This window comes from Streptomyces sp. NPDC048612 (assembly GCF_043199295.1).
Classification (GTDB): domain Bacteria; phylum Actinomycetota; class Actinomycetes; order Streptomycetales; family Streptomycetaceae; genus Streptomyces.
In genome coordinates, this window is record NZ_JBICVV010000009.1 from 226,738 (window position 1) to 245,075 (window position 18,338).

At 73.1% G+C, this 18,338-nt stretch carries 16 protein-coding genes; 6 read left to right on the plus strand and 10 right to left on the minus strand.

Annotated features, from left to right (window positions below; all coding sequences use genetic code 11):
* Positions 1-612: 612 nt before the first annotated feature.
* Positions 613-2,004, minus strand: coding sequence for an MFS transporter (locus ACGFN2_RS16800; protein ID WP_393360841.1), 1,392 nt, complete (start codon positions 2,002-2,004; stop codon positions 613-615).
* A gap of 216 nt (positions 2,005-2,220) precedes the next feature.
* On the opposite strand from ACGFN2_RS16800, the gene ACGFN2_RS16805 reads away from it, so the two are divergent.
* Complete coding sequence (locus ACGFN2_RS16805; RefSeq protein WP_393360843.1) at positions 2,221-3,471, plus strand: type ISP restriction/modification enzyme; 1,251 nt, start codon at positions 2,221-2,223, stop codon at positions 3,469-3,471.
* 279 nt (positions 3,472-3,750) lie between these two features.
* Here the strand turns inward: ACGFN2_RS16805 and ACGFN2_RS16810 are convergent, their stop codons facing one another.
* From ACGFN2_RS16810 to ACGFN2_RS16820, 3 genes are all read right to left on the minus strand, one after another.
* A complete protein-coding gene (locus ACGFN2_RS16810; protein ID WP_362613889.1) occupies positions 3,751-4,014 on the minus strand; it encodes a hypothetical protein in 264 nt (87 codons plus the stop codon).
* 272 nt (positions 4,015-4,286) lie between these two features.
* Positions 4,287-5,093 carry an SGNH/GDSL hydrolase family protein gene (locus tag ACGFN2_RS16815; RefSeq protein WP_362613891.1) on the minus strand — a complete coding sequence of 269 codons (807 nt, stop codon included), beginning with the start codon at positions 5,091-5,093 and terminating at the stop codon, positions 4,287-4,289.
* 229 nt (positions 5,094-5,322) lie between these two features.
* Entirely contained in the window at positions 5,323-6,060 is a 738-nt protein-coding gene (locus ACGFN2_RS16820) for a YoaK family protein (protein WP_393360845.1), read from the minus strand.
* A 225-nt stretch (positions 6,061-6,285) separates the two neighbouring features.
* Between ACGFN2_RS16820 and ACGFN2_RS16825 the strand changes: the two genes are divergently transcribed.
* Together ACGFN2_RS16825 and ACGFN2_RS16830 are read left to right on the plus strand one after the other, a co-directional pair.
* Positions 6,286-7,398 carry a DUF5925 domain-containing protein gene (locus tag ACGFN2_RS16825; protein WP_393360922.1) on the plus strand — a complete coding sequence of 371 codons (1,113 nt, stop codon included), beginning with the start codon at positions 6,286-6,288 and terminating at the stop codon, positions 7,396-7,398.
* Positions 7,399-7,532: 134 nt separating this feature from the next.
* Entirely contained in the window at positions 7,533-8,132 is a 600-nt protein-coding gene (locus ACGFN2_RS16830; RefSeq protein ID WP_393360847.1) for a hypothetical protein, read from the plus strand.
* Between the two features lie 54 nt (positions 8,133-8,186).
* On the opposite strand, the gene ACGFN2_RS16835 is transcribed toward ACGFN2_RS16830, so the two are convergent.
* The 3 genes from ACGFN2_RS16835 to ACGFN2_RS16845 form a co-directional block, all read right to left on the minus strand.
* Positions 8,187-9,146: a pirin family protein gene (locus ACGFN2_RS16835; protein WP_393360849.1), complete on the minus strand. Its 960-nt coding sequence runs from the start codon at positions 9,144-9,146 to the stop codon at positions 8,187-8,189.
* Between the two features lie 70 nt (positions 9,147-9,216).
* Positions 9,217-9,993 carry a dimethylargininase gene (gene ddaH / locus ACGFN2_RS16840; protein WP_362608192.1) on the minus strand — a complete coding sequence of 259 codons (777 nt, stop codon included), beginning with the start codon at positions 9,991-9,993 and terminating at the stop codon, positions 9,217-9,219.
* Between the two features lie 185 nt (positions 9,994-10,178).
* On the minus strand, positions 10,179-10,568 hold the full coding sequence (locus ACGFN2_RS16845; protein WP_362608193.1) for a GntR family transcriptional regulator: 390 nt from the start codon (positions 10,566-10,568) through the stop codon (positions 10,179-10,181).
* Between the two features lie 442 nt (positions 10,569-11,010).
* Here ACGFN2_RS16845 and ACGFN2_RS16850 point away from each other — a divergent pair, with 442 nt between their 5' ends.
* Positions 11,011-11,589 (plus strand): TetR family transcriptional regulator, encoded by a 579-nt coding sequence (locus ACGFN2_RS16850; RefSeq protein WP_362608195.1) that lies wholly within the window; start codon positions 11,011-11,013, stop codon positions 11,587-11,589.
* Between the two features lie 86 nt (positions 11,590-11,675).
* On the opposite strand, the gene ACGFN2_RS16855 is transcribed toward ACGFN2_RS16850, so the two are convergent.
* Positions 11,676-12,626: a GNAT family N-acetyltransferase gene (locus ACGFN2_RS16855; protein ID WP_393360852.1), complete on the minus strand. Its 951-nt coding sequence runs from the start codon at positions 12,624-12,626 to the stop codon at positions 11,676-11,678.
* 277 nt (positions 12,627-12,903) lie between these two features.
* Positions 12,904-13,620, minus strand: coding sequence for a class I SAM-dependent methyltransferase (locus ACGFN2_RS16860; RefSeq protein WP_393360854.1), 717 nt, complete (start codon positions 13,618-13,620; stop codon positions 12,904-12,906).
* Positions 13,621-13,826: 206 nt separating this feature from the next.
* Between ACGFN2_RS16860 and ACGFN2_RS16865 the strand changes: the two genes are divergently transcribed.
* Both ACGFN2_RS16865 and ACGFN2_RS16870 read left to right on the plus strand, forming a co-directional pair.
* A complete protein-coding gene (locus ACGFN2_RS16865; RefSeq protein WP_393360856.1) occupies positions 13,827-16,352 on the plus strand; it encodes a SpoIIE family protein phosphatase in 2,526 nt (841 codons plus the stop codon).
* Between the two features lie 366 nt (positions 16,353-16,718).
* Positions 16,719-17,729 carry a lytic polysaccharide monooxygenase gene (locus ACGFN2_RS16870; RefSeq protein WP_393360858.1) on the plus strand — a complete coding sequence of 337 codons (1,011 nt, stop codon included), beginning with the start codon at positions 16,719-16,721 and terminating at the stop codon, positions 17,727-17,729.
* A gap of 69 nt (positions 17,730-17,798) precedes the next feature.
* Here the strand turns inward: ACGFN2_RS16870 and ACGFN2_RS16875 are convergent, their stop codons facing one another.
* Positions 17,799-18,266, minus strand: coding sequence for an Lrp/AsnC family transcriptional regulator (locus tag ACGFN2_RS16875; protein ID WP_362608204.1), 468 nt, complete (start codon positions 18,264-18,266; stop codon positions 17,799-17,801).
* Positions 18,267-18,338 lie beyond the last annotated feature (72 nt).

Sequence of the window (18,338 nt, forward strand, 5' to 3'; positions counted from 1 at the left end):
GGGGGGGGGGGGGGGTTGTGTTGGGGTTTTTTGGTTTTTTCCCCCCCCACCCCCCCCCCCCGGGCGCCCCGTCCCCTCCCGTTGAGGGAGTGACTACAGCTGAGTGGGGGCGGGCGTCGCATCACTGCTCTTCACCACGCGCACCCGACCAGCCACCAAGCCCCCACCCAGCGCTTTTCCCCACCCCCCAACGGGAGGGGACGGGCCGGAGGGGCCTGGTGTGTGGACGTAAAGCGAAGCAGTCCACACACCCAGCCCCCGGGGCCCCGCACCCCCCCCCCCCCCCCCGCCATCCCCCCCCACACACCTTTTTACCCCCCCCCCCGGGGGGGGGGGCGGGGCGGGTGGGGCCTGGTGTGTGGACTTAAAGCGAAGCAGTCCACACACCAGGCCCCGGAGGCCCGTCACCGCACCCCGACAGCCCCGCGCAGCGGACCCCGCCCGCCGCAGGCGCAACGGCGGGGAAGCCGACAACGTGGGCCGAAGGCAAAGCGCAGCGGACCGGCGCAACGGCGAGGAACGCACAAACATCACCCCAACCCACGCCCCGCGCAGCGGACCCGAAACAACGCGAGCCACCACGGCGGGAACGCCGACAACGTGGGAAGGGCCTCAGATTCGTTCGAGGCTTCGCCCCGTACTGCGGGGACCCAGGAGCGCCACGTCCACGCACAGCAACAGCATCAGCAGCGCCGAGCCCGCGAAGACCGCCGCCGCCCCGAGGCTCGTCAGTACGGTCAGTGCGACGAACGGCAGGGCGGCCGAGGTGAGGCGGGACAGTGAGTAGGCGATACCGATCGCACTGCTGCGCAGGCCGGTCGGGAAGATCTCGGTCTGGTAGACGTGGAAGGCGTTGGAGAAGACGTTGCTGCACACCGTCAGCAGGAAGCCGAAGGTGACGACGGCCCAGGTGGCGGTGGCGAAGCCGAAGGCCAGGCCGCAGGCGGCGATCCCGAGTGCGGAGGCGATGATCAGCGTCCGGCGCTCGATCCGGTCGATGAGCGGGATGGACAGCGCGGAGCCGAGCGGATAGCCGCAGAAGCTCAGCGCCGCGTACAGCAGCGAGTCGGTGACGGTGTGGCCCTTCGCAGTGAGCACCACCGGCGCCAGCGACGCGAAGCCGTAGTAGCCGACGGTCTGCAGCACCTGGAAGATCCACCACATGAGGGTGCGCCGCCGCTGCTCGCCCCGGAACATCTCCGCCAGGGGCACCTTCCGCTCCGGGACGGTCTCGGTTTCCGGTACGGACGGCAGGCTGCCGCCGCTCTCCCGGGCCACCCGCTCCTCGATCCCGGCCACGATCCGGTCGGCCTCCGCCTCGCGTCCCTGCACCGTCAGCCACCGTGGTGACTCCGGGAGCCGGCGCCGCATCACCTGGAGGAACGCGGCCCCCAGGGCGCCGGCGACCAGCAGCCAGCGCCAGCCCTCGATGCCGAACAGCTGGTGCGCGGCCACCAGTCGGGCACCGAGCAGCGCGGCGACCGGCACCCCGACAAAGCCGAGGGTGTACGCCCAGGCGATGTAGCGGCCGCGTACCGCCCGGGGCAGGAACTCCGCGAGACAGGTGTCCACCAGCACGAGTTCGGCGCCGAGCCCGAGACCGGACAGAAAGCGCAGCACGAGCAGCCAGGTCAGGTTCGGGGCGGCGGCGCACAGCAGCGAGAAGAACGCGTACCCGGCCAGGTTGACGAGGAACATCCGGCGCCGCCCGAAGCGGTCGGCGAGCACCGACAGCACGTTCGCCCCGACGAACATGCCGAGGAAGCCGGAGGCGATCACCCATGACGTGGCGGTGTGCCCGAGGTGCCACCGTTCCGCGAGGGTCGCGGCGAGCACGCCGCCGAGGAAGATCTCGTAGAGGTCGAAGAAGGCGCCGATCCCGACGACGAGGGTGAGGCGGCGGTGCCACCGGGTCGGCGGCAGCCGGTCCAGCCGTGCCGCGGCCCGGCCGCCGACCGGGGTTCCCCCGCGCCGTTCCGGCGTGGAGGAGGTGGTGTCCGTCATGACGGTCCTCCCCTGAGCAGGTCCCGGCGCACGGGGCGGAGCCGGTCCGCACCGCGTGGTCGGGCGTACGGCCAGGACCGTACTCCGTCATGATCAGCAAGCGGAAGACCGCCGGTGTCCGTCCTGGAAGAGTGGTATGGCCTGCGGATTCGGTGCGGCCGCCGGGGCGCTGGATACCATGCCGGGGTCAACCGAACGGTCCGGGAGGGGCTCCGCGTGACGGCGAAGCAGGACGCGCCACGGCTGTCCGATCTCATGCCGTGGTCCGTGGCGCCGCTGCGGCTCGGCCGTTCCTGGGTGCGGGCGCCGGACCGGGCCACCCTGCGCGCCCGCTGGGCGGCGCTGGTGGCCGCCGAGGACGCGGCGGAACGCGAGCGGCTGTTCCGGCCGTCCCGGGCCCGGACCCTGCACTCCGCCGTCGGCCAGCTGCCGGGCCAGGCCACCCCGACCGGGCGGCTGTACCGGGCGAGCGGGCCCTGCCCGGAACCGGTGCGGATTCTGCACGGCCCGTTCGACCAGCAGTGGCTGCTGCCCGACCACCGGCTGATCGACGGTGCGCGCCCGGAGCTGTGGCGGGTCGCGGACGCGCGGCAGTTGTTCGCGGTCGAGTGGGGGCAGGTGCCGCAGCTGTCCGGCCCCGCCTTGACCTGCTCGGCGCTGCTGCCGGACGGACGGTCGCCCGGCGGCCGCCCCGGACGTATCCGCCCCCTCTACCGGCGGCCCGGCGGCCGGGAGCCGAACGTCGCCCCGGGCCTGCTCGCGCTGCTCAGCCGCCGCCTGGACCGCCCGGTGGCCCCCACGGACCTGCTCGCCTGGCTCGCCGCGAGCGCCCACCACTCCCCCGACGGCTGCGCGGTCCCGCTCACCACCGACCCGGACCTCTGGGACCGCGGCGTCGCGCTCGGCGCACGGCTGCTGTGGCTCACCACCCGCGGCGCCTACGTGCACGGGGCGGACGGCGGGCAGGCGGGCGACCGGCCCCGGATGCCGGGCGGCCGGCGCCCGTACGTACGCTCCGCGCTGCCCGACCGCGGGCTGCCGGAGGCGCTGGGCTACGCCCCGGAGGAGGAGGCGCTGCTCGTCGGCGGCGGCCGGATCTCGCCGGTGCCGCCGGGCGCCTGGGACGTCCACGCGGGCGGTGTCCGTGTCCTTTCGGCGTGGTACGCCGAGCGCACCGGCGCGGGAGCGGAACCGCCCGAGGCCGGTTCGCTGGCCGCGCTGCGCGCCGACGGCTGGCCGCAGGAGTGGACCTCGGAGCTGCTGGAGCTGATCACCGTACTGGCCCTGCTGGCCGAACTCCGGCCGCAGTGCGAGGAGTTGAGGCAGCGCACGGGAGATGCCCCGCAGATGACCGCGGGTGAGCTGCGGGCGGCCGGCATCCTTCCGGCGCCGGTCTCCGCGCACCGCCCGGCGTCCGTCCTCGATCACCACGAGGAGGGCCCGGAGGGGCAGTTCGCCCTGTTGTAGACCTCGGGCGGACACCCGCACCACGGCCCTCGGACGCCGGCTCCGCACAGCAGAACACCCGTCGCGGTACGGGCGACGGGTGGTGGGAAGTGGTGCGACCGGCCGGGTGGGGACGGGGCCGGGCGACGGGGTGAGCGGGGCACGGCATCTCCGGGGCGAGGGTTCCCGCCCCGGCGAGCACACCGGTGTGGCACCGGCGCCCCGGGCCTGATGAACGATCGGACCGCGGTGCCGCGCCGGGGCGGGGTGATCGCCCGTGATGCCGCTTTCAGAAGCGGATCAGCCGTGCCCGCCGAACAGCGAGCGCCGCAGCCTGCGCAGCGGTGCGAACAGCGACACCCTCGCGCTGCGGCCGTTCCTCGTACGCGAGTGATCGCGTGCGGTGAGCTCCTGCATCAGCGACGTCGCGCCCTCCACCTCACGGTGCGGGATGGCGGGACCACCCAGTACCGCGAGATGACGGTCGAGACGCGCACTGGACGCGCTGCTCCGGCAGTTGATGGCAGGGACACGCGCCCTGCTACGCACTGTTATCTGTTCCATGACTCTCCCCACCCTATGAGGGCACCCGGCCCGGGCAGGGTAACCCTATCTCTCTCGGCGGACACGCGTGCAGACCGGTCACCGGATTCACCTGCCTCGCTCTGACGTTGACGAACACCATACGGAATGTCACGTACAAGGCGTGGAACAGGGCGAGTTGAGCAACCGTCGGACATCCGGGGACCGCCCCGCGGGTCCCCCCGGCGGACCGCCGGAGCGCACCGGGAGAGACCGGGATCACGGCCTCTCCCCGGCGCCCGGCGTACGGGTCGTCACGCAGCGGAGGCGAACACCGGCAGGTAGCCGCCGGACTGGCCGGCGGCGGTGGGGTGGTAGGACTCCAGGACGGGGAAGGTCACACTGTGCAGCCAGGCACTGCCGGAGCACAGCTCATGGCCGGAGAAGGTGGCGTTGACATCGGCGAAGGTGAAGCCGTGGTCGGCGGCCCGCTTGGCGGTGACGTCGTTGATGTGGTCGGCGGCGGCGTTGATCGCGGCCCGGGACTTCTCGGAGAGGCCGGCGATACAGCTTCCGCCGAGCTTGTAGAAGCGCGGATAGCCCAGGACCACCACATGTGCGGCCGGGGCCTTGTCGGAGATAGCGTCGTACACCCCGTCGAGCCGGCCGGGCAGGGTGTTGGTGATGTAGGTCCTGGCCTGGGCGACCCGGGCCAGGCAGGCACTCTCGCCCTGGAGCGCACAGGTCGTCATGGTGTCGGCGAATCCGGCGTCGTTGCCGCCGATGCTGATGCTGACCAGGCCGGTGGAGCTGCTGAGCGGTGCGAGCTGGCCGCTGAGAACATCACCCGTTCGGGCGCCGGAACAGGCGGTGAAGCGGAAGGACGAGGGGGAGTGCGCGGCGGCCCAGAGGGCCGGGTAGGCCTTGGTGCTGCGCTTGCAGGAGCCGCTGCCACTGTCGTAGCTGCCGGCCCCGACGCCGGAGGAGTAGGAGTCGCCGAGAGCCACATAGCCCGTGGCGGCGGGGAGTTGGGCGGACGCGGCGGCGCTCGCGCCGGTGAGCGCGAGCGCCGTAGTGACGAAGAAGGCGGACGTCAAGGCCGCGAATCGGGACAGTCTCATGGAACCTCCCTTAGCAGGATCTCTGCCACATCTGTCGTAGCAAGACTCGCGGGGAGCCGGAAGTGTCCATGCCAAAAGTCGTTCCGCGATTCACGGCAAATCCGCCGATCCGAGCGGATGTTCACCCTCCCGCCCCCACCACGACACCCGGCTCCGAAGCCTCCCCGAGGAGGGCCCGATGCCGCCTCCGGCCCGGCCTCCGTGCCCCGCCCGCCCTCTTGACGCCCCCTCACCCCTTCCCCTTCTCCTTCCCCTCCCCCTTCCCGTTCCGCTGCTGACGGCGGGCGAGGCCGGGTACGAGAAAGGCGGTGGCCGCCACGAAGCCGGCCACCAGCAGGATCACCAGCGTCGGACGGGTCCCCAGCCCCAGCAGCCCGGCGCCGAGGAGACCGCCGGTGAACATCGCGACGACCGAGAGCGTCCGGCGGCCCGCGGCGTGGCTGCCGTACCCCAGCCGCGCGTCGTGCCCCACCCGTGACCCGCTGACCAGGGCCGTCATCGCCCGGGTCTCCACGGTCGTGGTGAGGTCGGCCGGCGCGGCCCGCATGGCGGTGACATTGCGCATGCCCATCGCCAGCGCCATCAGGCCGATGGCGACACCGCGCCGGCCCGGCGGCAGGACCGGCGCCGGCCCCGACTCCCACGCCGCCACCGCGGCGGCGGCCAGCAGCGCCGCCTCCACGGTCAGCGCCGTCGGGAACCACCGGTACTCCCGTGCCGCCAGGGTGGACTCCATCCGCGCCCCGAGCGCCGCGCCCAGGACGAAGGCGCCGAGCGACACGATCGTCGTCACCACCGGGAGCCCGCCCTGCCCGGCGATACCGAAGCCGAGAAAGAGCAGATTGCCGGTCTGGGTGGCGGTGAAGACCTGACCGAGCGCCAGGAAGCTGACGGCGTCGAGCATCCCGGTCGCCACGGTCAGACAGACCATGATCACCGTCAGGGGTGGTCCGCTCGGCGGCTCCACGGACGCGGCTCCTTCCGGCGGTCACCTCACCTCGCGGCACGTCCTCCCAGTCTCCGGACGGCGCGCCCGGCGGTCCGTCATTGCGCCGTCTGTGGGCGGCCCGTCCCCCTCCGCCCCGGGCCCTGCACCGGCGCACGGCCTTCCCGCGCACCGTGCCGCCCGGCCTCGGGGAAACGCCGGGATAATCCGTGTACGAGGCGGGCCGCCGTGACGGATCATGACGGCATGTGTGCCGATCACGTCCAGCCGTCCGCCACGGAAGACTCCCTTCCGCTCCGGCTGACCATGGACGACAGCGATTCGCCCGCCGATGTCGTCGACGCGCTCTTCCTGGGCCGGTTCGCCCGGGGCGAGCAGCCGTACTCCCGCAGCCGGTCCGTCGACCGGGTGCGGCCGGGGCTGACCCTGCTGCCGCCCGGCGCCCGGGTGCTGCGCTCGGCGAAGGACGAGGACCGCAGCGCCGTCCTCGCCGAGGGCGACGGCTTCACCCTGCTGGTCTCCCGCTGGAACCACGGCGCCGACGTGACGGTCACCGCCGTCACCGACGACCTCGCCGAGAAGGTGCTGGGGCAGGCCGCCGACGGGGCGGAGGACGAACCGGAACCCCGGCCGGAGAACGTCCCGATGGGCTTCTGGTACTTCTCCCCGCGCCGCGGCCCGCACCGCACGTCCCGGCAGATCTCGGCGGCCACCTGGGAGGAGATCCGCCCCAACTACACCGCGCCGGTGGCCGAGGCGATGGACCGGCTGATGAAGGTGGCACCCGACGAGATCTCCGGCCGGCTGCTGTTGCTGCACGGCCCGCCGGGCACGGGCAAGACCTCCGCCCTGCGCACCCTCGCCCGCTCCTGGCGGGACTGGTGCCAGGTGGACTGCGTCCTGGACCCGGAGCGGCTCTTCAACGACGTCGGCTATCTGATGGACATCGCGATCGGCGAGGACGACAGCACCGGCAAGGGCCGCTGGCGGCTGCTGCTCCTGGAGGACTGCGACGAACTGATCCGCGGCGAGGCCAAACACGCGGCCGGGCAGGCCCTGTCACGACTGCTCAACCTGACGGACGGTCTGCTGGGCCAGGGCCGCAACGTCCTGGTGGGCGTCACCACCAACGAGGACCTGGAACGGATGCACCCCGCGGTGGTCCGCCCCGGCCGCTGCCTGGCCCGCATCGAGGTCGGCCCGCTCAGCCGCCCCGAAGCGACCCACTGGCTCGGCACCGACCAGAACATCTCCCGCGACGGCGCCACCCTCGCCGAACTCTACGCACTACGCCGCGGCACCCGCCCCGCCTCGGTCCCGCCCCAGGACTCGGGGGCGGATGCGGGGTTGTACCTGTGAGGCAGGAGGGACCGGCGGCCCACTGCGGCCGGGAGCGCGGGCAGTCCGTGACGCGGCGGGAGGCATGGAGAGTCGTCCCCGTACGGTGAGTGTCCGGCAGATCAGGGACATGTGACGACCGAGGTGACAACGCGGTGCACGAAAAGACGGCCTGGGCGGACCCGGCCACCCGCCGGGCATGGCGCCGTACGGCGGTGTTCCGGTGCGCCGCCGTGCTGGGCTGGATGGCGGGCTTCCCCGCCTGGCTGTTCGCCGTCGTCATGACGCCGGTCTGGCTGCTGGTGGTGTGGATGCCGGTGCTGTTCGTCGGCATCTGGTACGCCCTGCTGGCGGCGGTCGCGGCCTCCTCGCTGATGGGGATGCGGCGCGTGCTGCGGGTCTATCCGTGGCAGGCGGGCATCGCCGAGGTCAGGTCGAAGAAGAACGGCAGCACACAGTTCCTCGTGCCGAACCCGGAGCGGCCGGAGAAGACGGTGGGCCTCGGGTTCGGCGGGGTCATCGGGACGGGGCGGCACTTCTGGGTGCGCGCGGTGAAGTCCGGGCAGGTCACCACGGCGTGGTTCGCCGGCGATCCCCGGTACCTGGGCGTCATGGCGACTCCCGGGCCGCGGAACCTCCTGCAGGTCGCCCAGCGGGAGGCGACGGACTCACGGATGTCCCCCCGCAAACGGGGCGTCAGCCCCGGGGCACGGGCGCTGGCCCGCGCCGCCGGAGCGCGGGTCGGGGAGGACTGACGCGGCTGCGGGCAGGTGATGTCCTGCCGGTGGATTCGGCACAGGGCTCCCGCCTCACCGCACCCTCCCCCGCGGCTTCAGTGTGACCGGGGGGAGTTCGGGGGCGGGCAGGCGGTCGCCGTCGTAGCCGTGGACGGTGCCGAAGCGGGAGCCTGTCGTCCAGTCGGTGCGGGCCTCTTCGATGTCCTGCTGGGAGCGGCCCACGAAGTTCCACCACATGACGATGTGCTCCTCGAACGGTTCGCCGCCCAGGAGCATCAGGGAGCTGTGGGAGTCGGCGCGCAGGGGCAATTCGGTGCGGCCGCAGCCGAGGTAGAGGAGGGCGCCGGGGGCCAGCCGGACGCCGTCGACCTCGCTCTCGCCGGAGATGGTCAGCGCCGCGTACTCGAAGTCGGGGTCGACCGGCAGGCGGGTGTCCGTGCCGGCGGTGAGGCTGAGGTCGGCGCCGACCAGCGGGGAGTAGGTGGTGCCGGGTGAGGTGGCACCGGCGAGTTCACCGAGGATGACGGTGGCGGAGAGCCCGCCGCCGTTGACCACCGGCAGGTCGGTGTGGTGCTCGAAGGACGGGGCGGTGTGGCGGTGTTCGCCGGGGAGTGCCACCCACAGCTGGGCGCCGTGCAGGAACGGGCCGTGGCCGTGCGGCGACTCCTCGGAGTGGGCGATGGCCCGGCCGGACGTCATCAGGCCCAGTTCCCGCGGCCGTACGGTCCGGAGGCTGCCGAGGCTGTCGCGGTGCAGCACCTCGCCCTCGTGCAGCCAGCTGACGGTCTGGAGCCCCATGTGCGGATGCGGCGGCACCTGCATCCCGGGCTCGGCGGCGATGTCGTCGGGGCCGTAGTGGTCGACGAAGCACCAGGCGCCGATCATCCGCCGGCCCAGGTTCGGCAGCAGTCGGCGGACGACGGTGCTCTCGCCGAGGGGAACCTGCTTCCCGGGCTGGACGTCGCGGACCGGGCCCGTACGGCCGGTGCCGCCGCAGAGGCTGGGCGCGGGTCTGAGGTCGAGGTTGCTCATGGCGCCACGATAGGCACGGCCGGCGGTACGGTCCGGGCAGGCGCACGACGCGGCGGGGGATGATGCCCCGTCATGCATACAGCTCGCGCAGCCGCACGGACAGGCAGGTCACACAGCCCTCCAGCTTCTCGAACTCGCTGATGTCCACGAGGACCGGCTCATACCCCAGGTCGGCGAGGAGTTCCGCGCTGCGCGGCGCACCGGCGGCCATCAGCAGCTTGCCGCCCCCGAGCAGCACGACATGGGCGCCGGACTCCTCGGGGACGGGCAGGAAGCGGGGGAAGACGGCGGGGTCGTCGACCAGCGGCGGATGGCCGATGACGGTGCCGTCCGGGAGGGCGGTCACGGCGGACTTGAGGTGCAGTACGCGGCTCACCGGTACGGCGACCACGCGGGCACCCAACGGCTCGAAGGCGGCGCGGAGTTGGCGGACGCCTTCGGCGTTGGTGCGGCCGCCGCGGCCCACGTAGACGGTGTCGCCGACCTTGAGGATGTCGCCGCCGTCCAGGGTGCCCGGCGCCCGGACCTCGTTGACGGAGCAGCCGAGCGCCTCGACGGCCGCGCGGGCGTCCGGGATCTCGGGGCGGCGCTCGTCGGCTCCGGGGCGGGCGAGCAGGGCGACGTTGCGGAACATGACCATGGCGTCCTCGACGAAGACCGCGTCGGGGCAGTCGTCGGCGGGGGCGACCTCGGTGGTATGCCAGCCGTGGTCGCGGAGCACCCGGACGTAGGACTCCCACTGACGCAGGGCGAGGACGGGGTCGACCGGGCGCCGGTCTATGTGGGTGACCAGCCCCTCGGCGAGGCGGGGGCCGGGGCGGCGGACGAGCGCCTGCTTGCTGGGCATGCGGCTCCTTCGGGCGGTGGGGGTGGCTCGGGGTGCGGTCAAGTATCGGGGGTGGCGGGGGCGGGGAGGCGGCCGGTCCGGGGGCGCTCCGGCGCCGGGGCGGCGGGCAGGGGCTCGCGCCGGGGCGGCGGACAGAGGCCGGGGCCCCCGCCGGCACGGTCCGTCGGCGACGCGGCGGGCGCGGGTCAGGCGTCGGACCCGTACGTCGCGCGCAGGGCGTTCTCGACGGCCGTGCGGGCGGCGTGGTGGTCGAGGCCGAGGCGGTGGGCGCGGCGGGCGTAGGCCTCGGCGGCCACGGCGGCCTCCTTGTCGGCGGCCTCGCCGGCCGCGGCGATGAAGCTGCCGTTGCGGCCGCGGGTCTCGATCACGCCGTCGGTCTCCAGGGCGCGGTAGGCCTTGGCGACGGTGTTGGCGGCCAGGCCGAGGTCTTCGGCGAGGCCGCGGACGGTGGGGAGTTTGTAGCCGACCGGCAGGCCGCCGTCCCTGGCCTGATCCGCGATCTGGGTGCGTACCTGCTCGAACGGCGCGGCGTCCGCCGCCGGATCGATGGTGAGGGTCAAGCTCTGCGGGGACACGGTGGCGCTCCTGGTGCTGGTCGTGGGGCGGGCGGATGCGCGACGGCCCGTACCCCTGGGGAGTCCCCGGGGTGCGTGCGCGTACGCGTACCCGTCGGTGCGCGTGTTTGTCGCATCCATTGTGCGTCAGCAGCGCCCGCTGTGACGGGAGGTCCCGTCCGCCGGAAGGTCCCGTCTCCTGGAAGGTCCCGTCCGCCGGGAGGGCTTGCCGCGCGGGACGGGTCACGCCTCGGGGAGGGTCACAGCTCCAGGGTGGTGCCCGAGGTCCGCAGCCAGGCGTTGATACCGAGGACGAGTTCGGCCGAAGCAGCGGAAAAGAGATGGCTGGCGAGCACGGGAGGGACGGCCGTCGGGCGCCGCCCACCCCCCAGGTCGATAACTCCACACGCAGTACTCTTCCTGAAGTGGTTTGAGAGTCAGGACGACACCTGGAGTGGTGGCAATGGCGCGACGGAACGACCAGCGGCGTGCCGCCCTCGTCGATGCGGCGATCGAGGTGCTGGCCGGGGAAGGCGCCCGCGGGCTGACCTTCCGGGCGGTGGACACCGAGGCCGCGGTGCCGACCGGCACCGCGTCCAACTACTTCGCCAACCGCGACGACCTGCTCACCCAGGCCGGTGCCCGGGTCTATGAGCGGCTCCGGCCCGACGAGGCCACCATCGCCCGCCAGCAGGCGGCCGGCCACGACCGGGACACCTATGTGGAGCTGATGCGTGAACTCGTCGGCCGCATCGCCTCCTTCCGCACCGGCTACCTCGCGCTGCTCGAACTCCGCCTGGAGGCCACCCGCCGCCCGGAACTGCGCCGGGTCCTCACCGAGCGGGTCCGGGCCGACGTCGACGCCAACGTCACCTACCACGAGGCCTCCGGCCTCCCCGGCGACGCCATGGCCGTCAAGCTGCTGATGCTGACGCTGAACTGGCTGATCGTCGAACAGCTCACCCTGCCGGACGTCTTCACGGAGGCCGAGCGGGAACAACTGGTGACGGCGGCGGTCGAGCGGATCGTGGCGGCCGAATAGGGCACCGGCGGGCCGCCTCGCGAGCGGCACCCACGCCGTGGGGCACGAGCGCCGCGCGGCGGCCCGCCGTTCCCACCCGTGCGCCCTCAGCTCCAGGTCATGTTGATCGCCCGCTCGAAGTTGCGGTAGCCGGCGCGCCGGAAGGCGTGCGCCATCGGGATGTTGCCGAGGTCCGTGGCCGCGCGGATGCGGGGGACGTGCTGCGCGGCGAGGATTCGGGTGCCCTCGGCGAGGAGGTCGTCGAGGTAGCCGTTGCCGCGGTGCGCGGGCAGGACCCCGAGGTAGGCGATGACCGGGTGGTAGGAGTTGCGGGCCGGGATGACGAACCCCACCGGCTCGCCGTGGGGCAGGGTCGCGACGCGCCACCAGTCCCGCGGGCTGGTGTACCGCGCCAGTTCGTCCTCGTAGTGCCGGACGGCCGCTTCGTGCGCGGACATCCGGGTCAGGTCGTCACGGCCGTGTGCGTCCAGCGTGCCGTCCAGAACCGAGGCCATCATTGCCACGAGTTCCTCGCTGTCGCGGACCGGCCGGAAGACAAGGCGCCCGCTGGGCTCGGGAACCGGCGATTCCGGACGCCATTCGAGGCGCAGCCGTTCGACGAAGAGCCGGGCACCGGTTCGCTCCAGGACCGTCATGCGGTCTTCGACGGCTTGTCGCCGCACCGCGTCCGCACGCCAGTCCGGCGGGACGAAACGGCTGTACTCGGGGGGACGGGAACCGTGCGGGAGGGTGGCGGCCATCGCGGTCCGCAGAAGTCGCACCGCGATGTCCAGGCGAGCGGAGCCCGGGGCGCTGTCGTCGAGGTCGAGGACATCCAGGACGAGTGGGGGGTCACCGGCCGAGCGGCTCCACCAGGCCGCTCTGGCCAGCAGGCGGTCACCACGCAGGGCGACCCACATCCACTCCGGCCGCCGACGGCCGCCGGAGAGGTCGTCCGCCAGTTCCTCGTTGAGGACGTAGGGGAGTTGGGAGAAGAGATCGAGTTCTTCGCGCCCGGTGAGGGGGCGCAGGGTCAGGTCGTTCGCATTCACGGTCACGGCACGCTCCGGTGAAGGCGCCCCGTCCGCTCCGGGGTCAGAGGTGGTCCGCACCCCGGGAGGACATCAGCGCGTTGATCATGGGGATCACGGGCTTACCCCTCCTCTCGCTGTCATGGCCCCGCCGCCCTGGTGGCGGGGGTCCAGCGGCCACGTCTATCCGGTGGCGGCATCCGGCCGCAAACACTTTTCGGTCGCCCTGCTTCCGGCGGCCTCGCGATCGGCGACGGCACGCCGGGCCGGGCGTCGCCGTCCCCAGCGTGCCGCGAGGCCACGTTCAGCCAGCCGTCCGTTGAGCCGGTACCGGCCTACGGGGGAGGTCGGCTGTCAGCACATAGCGTTCGTCGGTCACCTCCTTGCCCCAGAGTGCCGGGTCGTGCGTCAGGCTCTCCAGGTGGGTACGCGCCGCCAACGGCTCGACGAGGGCGGTGAGTTCGGTGGCCGGGATGCCGATCGGGGCGGCCTCGCCCCAGCGGCCCTCCACCAGTACCAGCCGGCCACCGGGGGTGAGCAGGCCGGTCCAGTGGCGCAGCGCGGCCGCGGGGTCGGGGAGGGCCCACAGGACGTGGCGTACCAGGACGACATCGAACCGCCGCTCCCCCACCGGTGGTTCGGCCGCGTCGCCGGTGACGAAGGCGGCGTCATGGTCCGCCAGCTTGGTGCGCGCCCGTGCGGTCATGGCCGGGGAGCGGTCGACGCCCAGGACGTGATGGCCCTGCTCGGCGGCGAGCAGGGACAGGCTTCCCGTGCCGCAGCCGAGGTCGAGGACGGCGGCGGGGCGGGACGGCAGCCAGGAGCGCAGCCGGGCGGCCCAGGCGGCACGGACGGCGGGGTCGCGCAGGCCGTGGTCGGGCTCGTCGTCGAAGGAGGCGGCGGCCGCCTCCCAGTAGGCGGCGTCGGCGGTCGGCAGCGGTGATTCCTCCTCGGCGGCAGGTGGGTTGAGCGGTGCGGCAGGGAGCTGACGGGACGGGTCGGCGGGGGTGTCGGTGCTCATGTGCCGATGGTGGCAGCACCCACTGACAACGGCGGCGGACACGGGTGACGGACGCCGGTTCCGGGTCAGCCGGGCGGGCCGGTGGCGGGCGTCGGGGAGAGCGCCCGGCCAGGGTGAGGGGTTACCGTGGAGAGGCCGGTCGTGTGCGGCCGCGGCGCCGTGAGAGAGCGCCCGTCGCACGGTGGGACCGGCATTGGACCGGTCATATGTGTGCCTCCCAGAGCAGTCGTCTCTCCGGGGACGGCGTCTTCGACTTCACGCGGACGGCCGTGGTGATGGCCGATCGCGCGGGGGTGGCCCGGGGCTGGACGAGGGGGGCAGAGCGGCTGCTCGGCTATGGGGTCTCGGAGGCCGTCGGCAGGCCCCTGGCGGAGCTGTTCGCGGGGCTGGCCCCCGGGGCGCAGCAGAACGCCAGGTGGGAGTCCCGGCTGGCGGCGGCGGAGGGCTGGAGCGGTCTGGAGGCCGTACGGCACAAGGACGGCCACCGGCTCGACCTGGAGTTCCGGATACTGCCGCTGATGGTCGCCGAGGAGCACTCCACGCGCCTCGTCCTCGCCGCCGAGATGACGCAGACGCCCTGGTCAGGAGCGAGCCGCTCGTTCCTGGAGGGCATCTTGGGCATGTCGCCGATCGGCGTGGCCATGGTGAACCCCGATCTGCAGTTCGTGTGGCTGAACAACGCCTTGGAGGAGATGGGCGGCACCAGCCGCGAGCAGCGCCTCGGCAAGCGCCTGGGGGAAGTCCAGCCGGGCCTCGCCGTGGAGGCCATCGAGGCGGAGATGCGCAAGGTGCTGAGCACCGGCACCCCCTCGGTCGGCTACGAGTACCTCGGGCGCCCGCAGTCCGATCCGCAGCGCGAGCACGCCTACTCCACCTCGTTCTTCCGCCTGGAGGACGAGGCCGGGCAGGTGCTGGGCGTCTGCTACATGGTCCTCGATGTCACGGAGAGTTACCGGTCGCGGCAGCGGATGGCGCTGCTGAACCGGGCCGGTGAGCGCATCGGCAGCTCCCTGGACGTCTGGCGGACCGCCCAGGAGCTCGCCGACTCGGCGGTTCCGGGGCTCGCCGACTTCGTCACCGTCGACCTGCTCGACGCGCTGCTCTCCGGGGAGGAGCCGGCGCCCGACCCGGTCGGCGCCGCGGATCTGCTGGCCATGCGCCGTGCGGGACAGCAGTCGGTGCGCGAGGGCTGCCCCGAGGCGGTGGTCACGATCGGGGAGGCGGCCGTCTACCCCGCGTCGGGACCCGTCGTGCCGGGGCTCGTCGCGGGCGATTCCGCGCTCTTCCAGACGCTGGACCCGGCCGCCGGCGACCGGGCGGCCGACGACCCGGTCCGGGCGGCGCACCTGCGGGAGCTGGGTTTCCACTCGCTGATGGTGGTGCCGCTCCGGGCGCGCGGTGTCTTCCTGGGGGCGGCCACCTTCGCCCGCCGGCAGCACATCGGGCCGTTCCAGCCCGACGACCTGGTGCTCGCCGAGGAGTTCGTCACCCGCGCCGCGATGTCCATCGACAACGCCCGCCGGTACACCCGCGAGCACACCACGGCCCTCACCCTCCAGCACAGCCTGCTGCCGCACGACCTGCCCGAGCAGTGCGCGGTGGAGGCGGCCTACCGCTATCTGCCGGCCGACTCGCTCAGCGGCGTCGGCGGGGACTGGTTCGACGTGATCCCGCTGTCCGGTGCCCGGGTCGCGCTGGTGGTCGGCGACGTCGTCGGCCACGGGGTGCATGCCGCGGCCACCATGGGGCGGCTGCGGGCCGCGGTGCAGGCGCTCGCCGACCTGGACCTGTCCCCGGAGGAGGTGCTGGCACACCTGGACGACATGCTCAACCGGGTCGCCCACGACGCGAACGCCGACGACGGGGTCCTCGGGGCCACCTGCCTCTACGCGGTCTACGACCCGGTCGGCTGCCGCTGCACGCTGGCCCGCGCCGGCCACCCCGCACCGCTGCTCATCACCCCCGGGGGCGACGGGCGGCTGCTGGAGCTGCCGACCGGACCGCCGCTGGGGCTGGGCGGGATGCCCTTCGAATCCGTCGAACTGCCGCTGCCGGAGGGCAGTCTGCTGGCCCTCTACACCAACGGTCTGCTGCTGGGGAAGGCGCTCGACCTCGACGGGGGCATCGCCCGGCTGCGCAGCGCCCTGGCCGATCCGCAGGCCCCGCTGGAGGACCTCTGCGACACGGTGATCGGCGGTCTGCCGGGCGGACGGCCGGTCGACGACGTGGCGTTGCTGCTGGCACGCACCCGGGCGCTGGCCCCGGCCCAGCTGGCGACCTGGGAGATCCCCGCCGATCCGTCCGCGGTCGGGCAGGCCCGCCGGTCCGCCGCCGCCCGGCTCGCGGAGTGGGGCCTGGAGGACCTCGTCTTCCCCACCGAGCTGATCGTCAGCGAACTGGTCACCAACGCCATCCGGCACGCCGCCGGGCCGATCGGCCTGCGGATGATCCGGGCGCGGGCCCTGATCTGCGAGGTGTCGGACAGCAGCAGCACCTCACCGCACCTCCGCCATGCGCGGACCACCGACGAGGGCGGCCGGGGCCTGTTCCTCATCGCCCGGTACGCCGAGCGCTGGGGCACCCGCTACACCCCCCAGGGAAAGATCATCTGGGCCGAGCAGCCGCTGCGGTCGGTACCCGGAGCCGTACCGGCACACGACGTGGGCGCGCTCCTGGACAGCCTCGACGACCTCGGCGGCCCGGCCGACACCACCGGCACCGAAGACCGCTGACGGCTCCTGCCGCCGCGCACAACTCCCGCTGCCCGCACGGCCCGAGAGCCGCATCCGGCAGCGGCACCGACTCCGCCGGACCACGCCGGCCACCGGTACGGGAACCGCTCACCACCCGGCGATGCCCGTTTCCTCCCCGCCTGTATGAGGGCGCGCTTAGCGGCTCCTTAAAGCGACCATAAGGATCTTCAGGATCGCCCTTCAGCCGCCAAAACCGCTGTTCAGCGCGGCTAGCGTGCTTCTCGTAAGGCGGGTCGCAGACCGCCGGCGCCGGTCACCGGGGGCGGCGCCGGCGTGCTGTGTCCCGACCCCCCACCGCTCCCCCGCCACCCCCGCTCGATGCACCTGATGAAGGAGACCCCCACCATGACCGCTCGTCGCAAGGCCACCGGAATCGCCCTGGCCGGTATCGCCCCGCTCGCGCTCACCGTGCTCACCGCGGGCCCGGCCGCCGCACACGGCTCGATGACGGACCCGGTCAGCCGGGTGTCGGCCTGCTACGCGGAGGGCCCCGAGAGTCCGGAGTCCGCGGCGTGCAAGGCCGCCGTGCAGGCCGGCGGGGCCCAGGCGTTCTACGACTGGAACGGCGTACGGGACGGCAACGCGGGCGGCCAGTCCCGGACCCGTATCCCGGACGGCAAGCTGTGCAGCGCCAACAGCCCCGAGTTCAAGGGCCTGGACCTGCCCCGCGCCGACTGGCCGTCGTCCCCGATGAAGGCGGGCAACCACACCTTCCGCTACAAGGGCACCGCGCCGCACGCGGGTTACTTCGAGCTGTACCTCACCAAGGACGGCTACGACCCGAAGAAGCCGCTGAAGTGGTCCGACCTGGAGTCGAAGCCGTTCGCGAAGGTCAGCGACCCGAAGATGGTCAACGGGGACTACGTCTTCGACGGCAAGGTGCCGGCGCGGTCCGGGCGCCACCTGATCTACAGCATCTGGCAGCGGTCGGACAGCCCCGAGGCCTTCTACACCTGCTCCGACGTCGTCTTCGGCAAGCAGGCCGGCGGCACCACCGCCAAGTCCGAGACGGCGCCCGCGCCGACCGCCTCCGCGCCGAGCAAATCCCAGATCGAGGACGGCGCGTCCAAGTCGACCGTGGGCACGGGTCACCACGACGACGACTGCGGCACCACGCACCACAAGAACGGCGCCCGGCCGAAGTCCGCCGGCGCACCGGCCCACGCGGACGCGGCGGCGGCCAACGCCCCGCACGCCAACGGCAGTTCCGAGCCGGTCGACGGTCAGCGGCTGGCGGAGACCGGTAACGACAGCTCCACCGCCCCGCTCGCCGTCAGCGGCGCCGCGGTGCTCGCCCTGGGCGCCGGGGTCGTGTTCGCCACCACCCGCCGCCGGGCCGCCCGGCACCGCGGCTGAGTCCGGCACCCGGCCGCGGCCGGGAGGCGGCGCCATCCCCTTCGTCACGTCGGGGGCGGCGTCGCCCTGTCACGAGCCGTTCGGCGGCAGCGCCTCGATGATGTCATTGGCGACGTGCTGGTAGATGACCGAGCTGCGGCAGTCGACGACCTCCCGGCGCTTGAACACCTGGTCCATCAGCAGCGCGTGCAGCCGGTCGACGTCGGGGACGGCGACATGGACGAGGAAGTCGTCGCCGCCCGCGACGACATAGACGTTCAGCACCTCGGGCAGGGACGTCAGGAAGGCCTTGAAGCGCTCGATGACCTCGCGGTTCATCGGGCGGATGCGGACCGTGAGCAGTGCCTGGACCGGCCGGTTGAGGGCGCGCAGGTCCACGGTCGCGCGATAGCCGGTGATCACTCCCCGGGCACGCAGGGCGCGGACCCGCTCCAGACAGGTGGAGGGCGCGATGTCCAGCCGGCGGGCCAGGTCGCGGTTGGTCTGCCGTGCATCGCGCTGGAGTTCGCGGACAATCGCCGAATCAATGTCGTCCATGACCCCCATGGTGCCGCAGCTGCCGAATTATGTTCGGCGAGAACTCTTTTTGATCAATCCAACGGTTACGTT

What these genes read in the sequence shown, in the direction of transcription:
- ACGFN2_RS16800 (WP_393360841.1), bottom strand. Translation starts at nt 2,004, where the DNA reads ATGACGGACACCACCTCCTCCACGCCGGAACGGCGCGGGGGAACCCCG.
- ACGFN2_RS16810 (WP_362613889.1), bottom strand. Translation starts at nt 4,014, where the DNA reads ATGGAACAGATAACAGTGCGTAGCAGGGCGCGTGTCCCTGCCATCAAC.
- ACGFN2_RS16815 (WP_362613891.1), bottom strand. Translation starts at nt 5,093, where the DNA reads ATGAGACTGTCCCGATTCGCGGCCTTGACGTCCGCCTTCTTCGTCACT.
- ACGFN2_RS16825 (WP_393360922.1), top strand. Translation starts at nt 6,286, where the DNA reads ATGTGTGCCGATCACGTCCAGCCGTCCGCCACGGAAGACTCCCTTCCG.
- ACGFN2_RS16835 (WP_393360849.1), bottom strand. Translation starts at nt 9,146, where the DNA reads ATGAGCAACCTCGACCTCAGACCCGCGCCCAGCCTCTGCGGCGGCACC.
- ddaH (WP_362608192.1), bottom strand. Translation starts at nt 9,993, where the DNA reads ATGCCCAGCAAGCAGGCGCTCGTCCGCCGCCCCGGCCCCCGCCTCGCC.
- ACGFN2_RS16850 (WP_362608195.1), top strand. Translation starts at nt 11,011, where the DNA reads ATGGCGCGACGGAACGACCAGCGGCGTGCCGCCCTCGTCGATGCGGCG.
- ACGFN2_RS16860 (WP_393360854.1), bottom strand. Translation starts at nt 13,620, where the DNA reads ATGAGCACCGACACCCCCGCCGACCCGTCCCGTCAGCTCCCTGCCGCA.
- ACGFN2_RS16865 (WP_393360856.1), top strand. Translation starts at nt 13,827, where the DNA reads ATGTGTGCCTCCCAGAGCAGTCGTCTCTCCGGGGACGGCGTCTTCGAC.
- ACGFN2_RS16870 (WP_393360858.1), top strand. Translation starts at nt 16,719, where the DNA reads ATGACCGCTCGTCGCAAGGCCACCGGAATCGCCCTGGCCGGTATCGCC.
- ACGFN2_RS16875 (WP_362608204.1), bottom strand. Translation starts at nt 18,266, where the DNA reads ATGGACGACATTGATTCGGCGATTGTCCGCGAACTCCAGCGCGATGCA.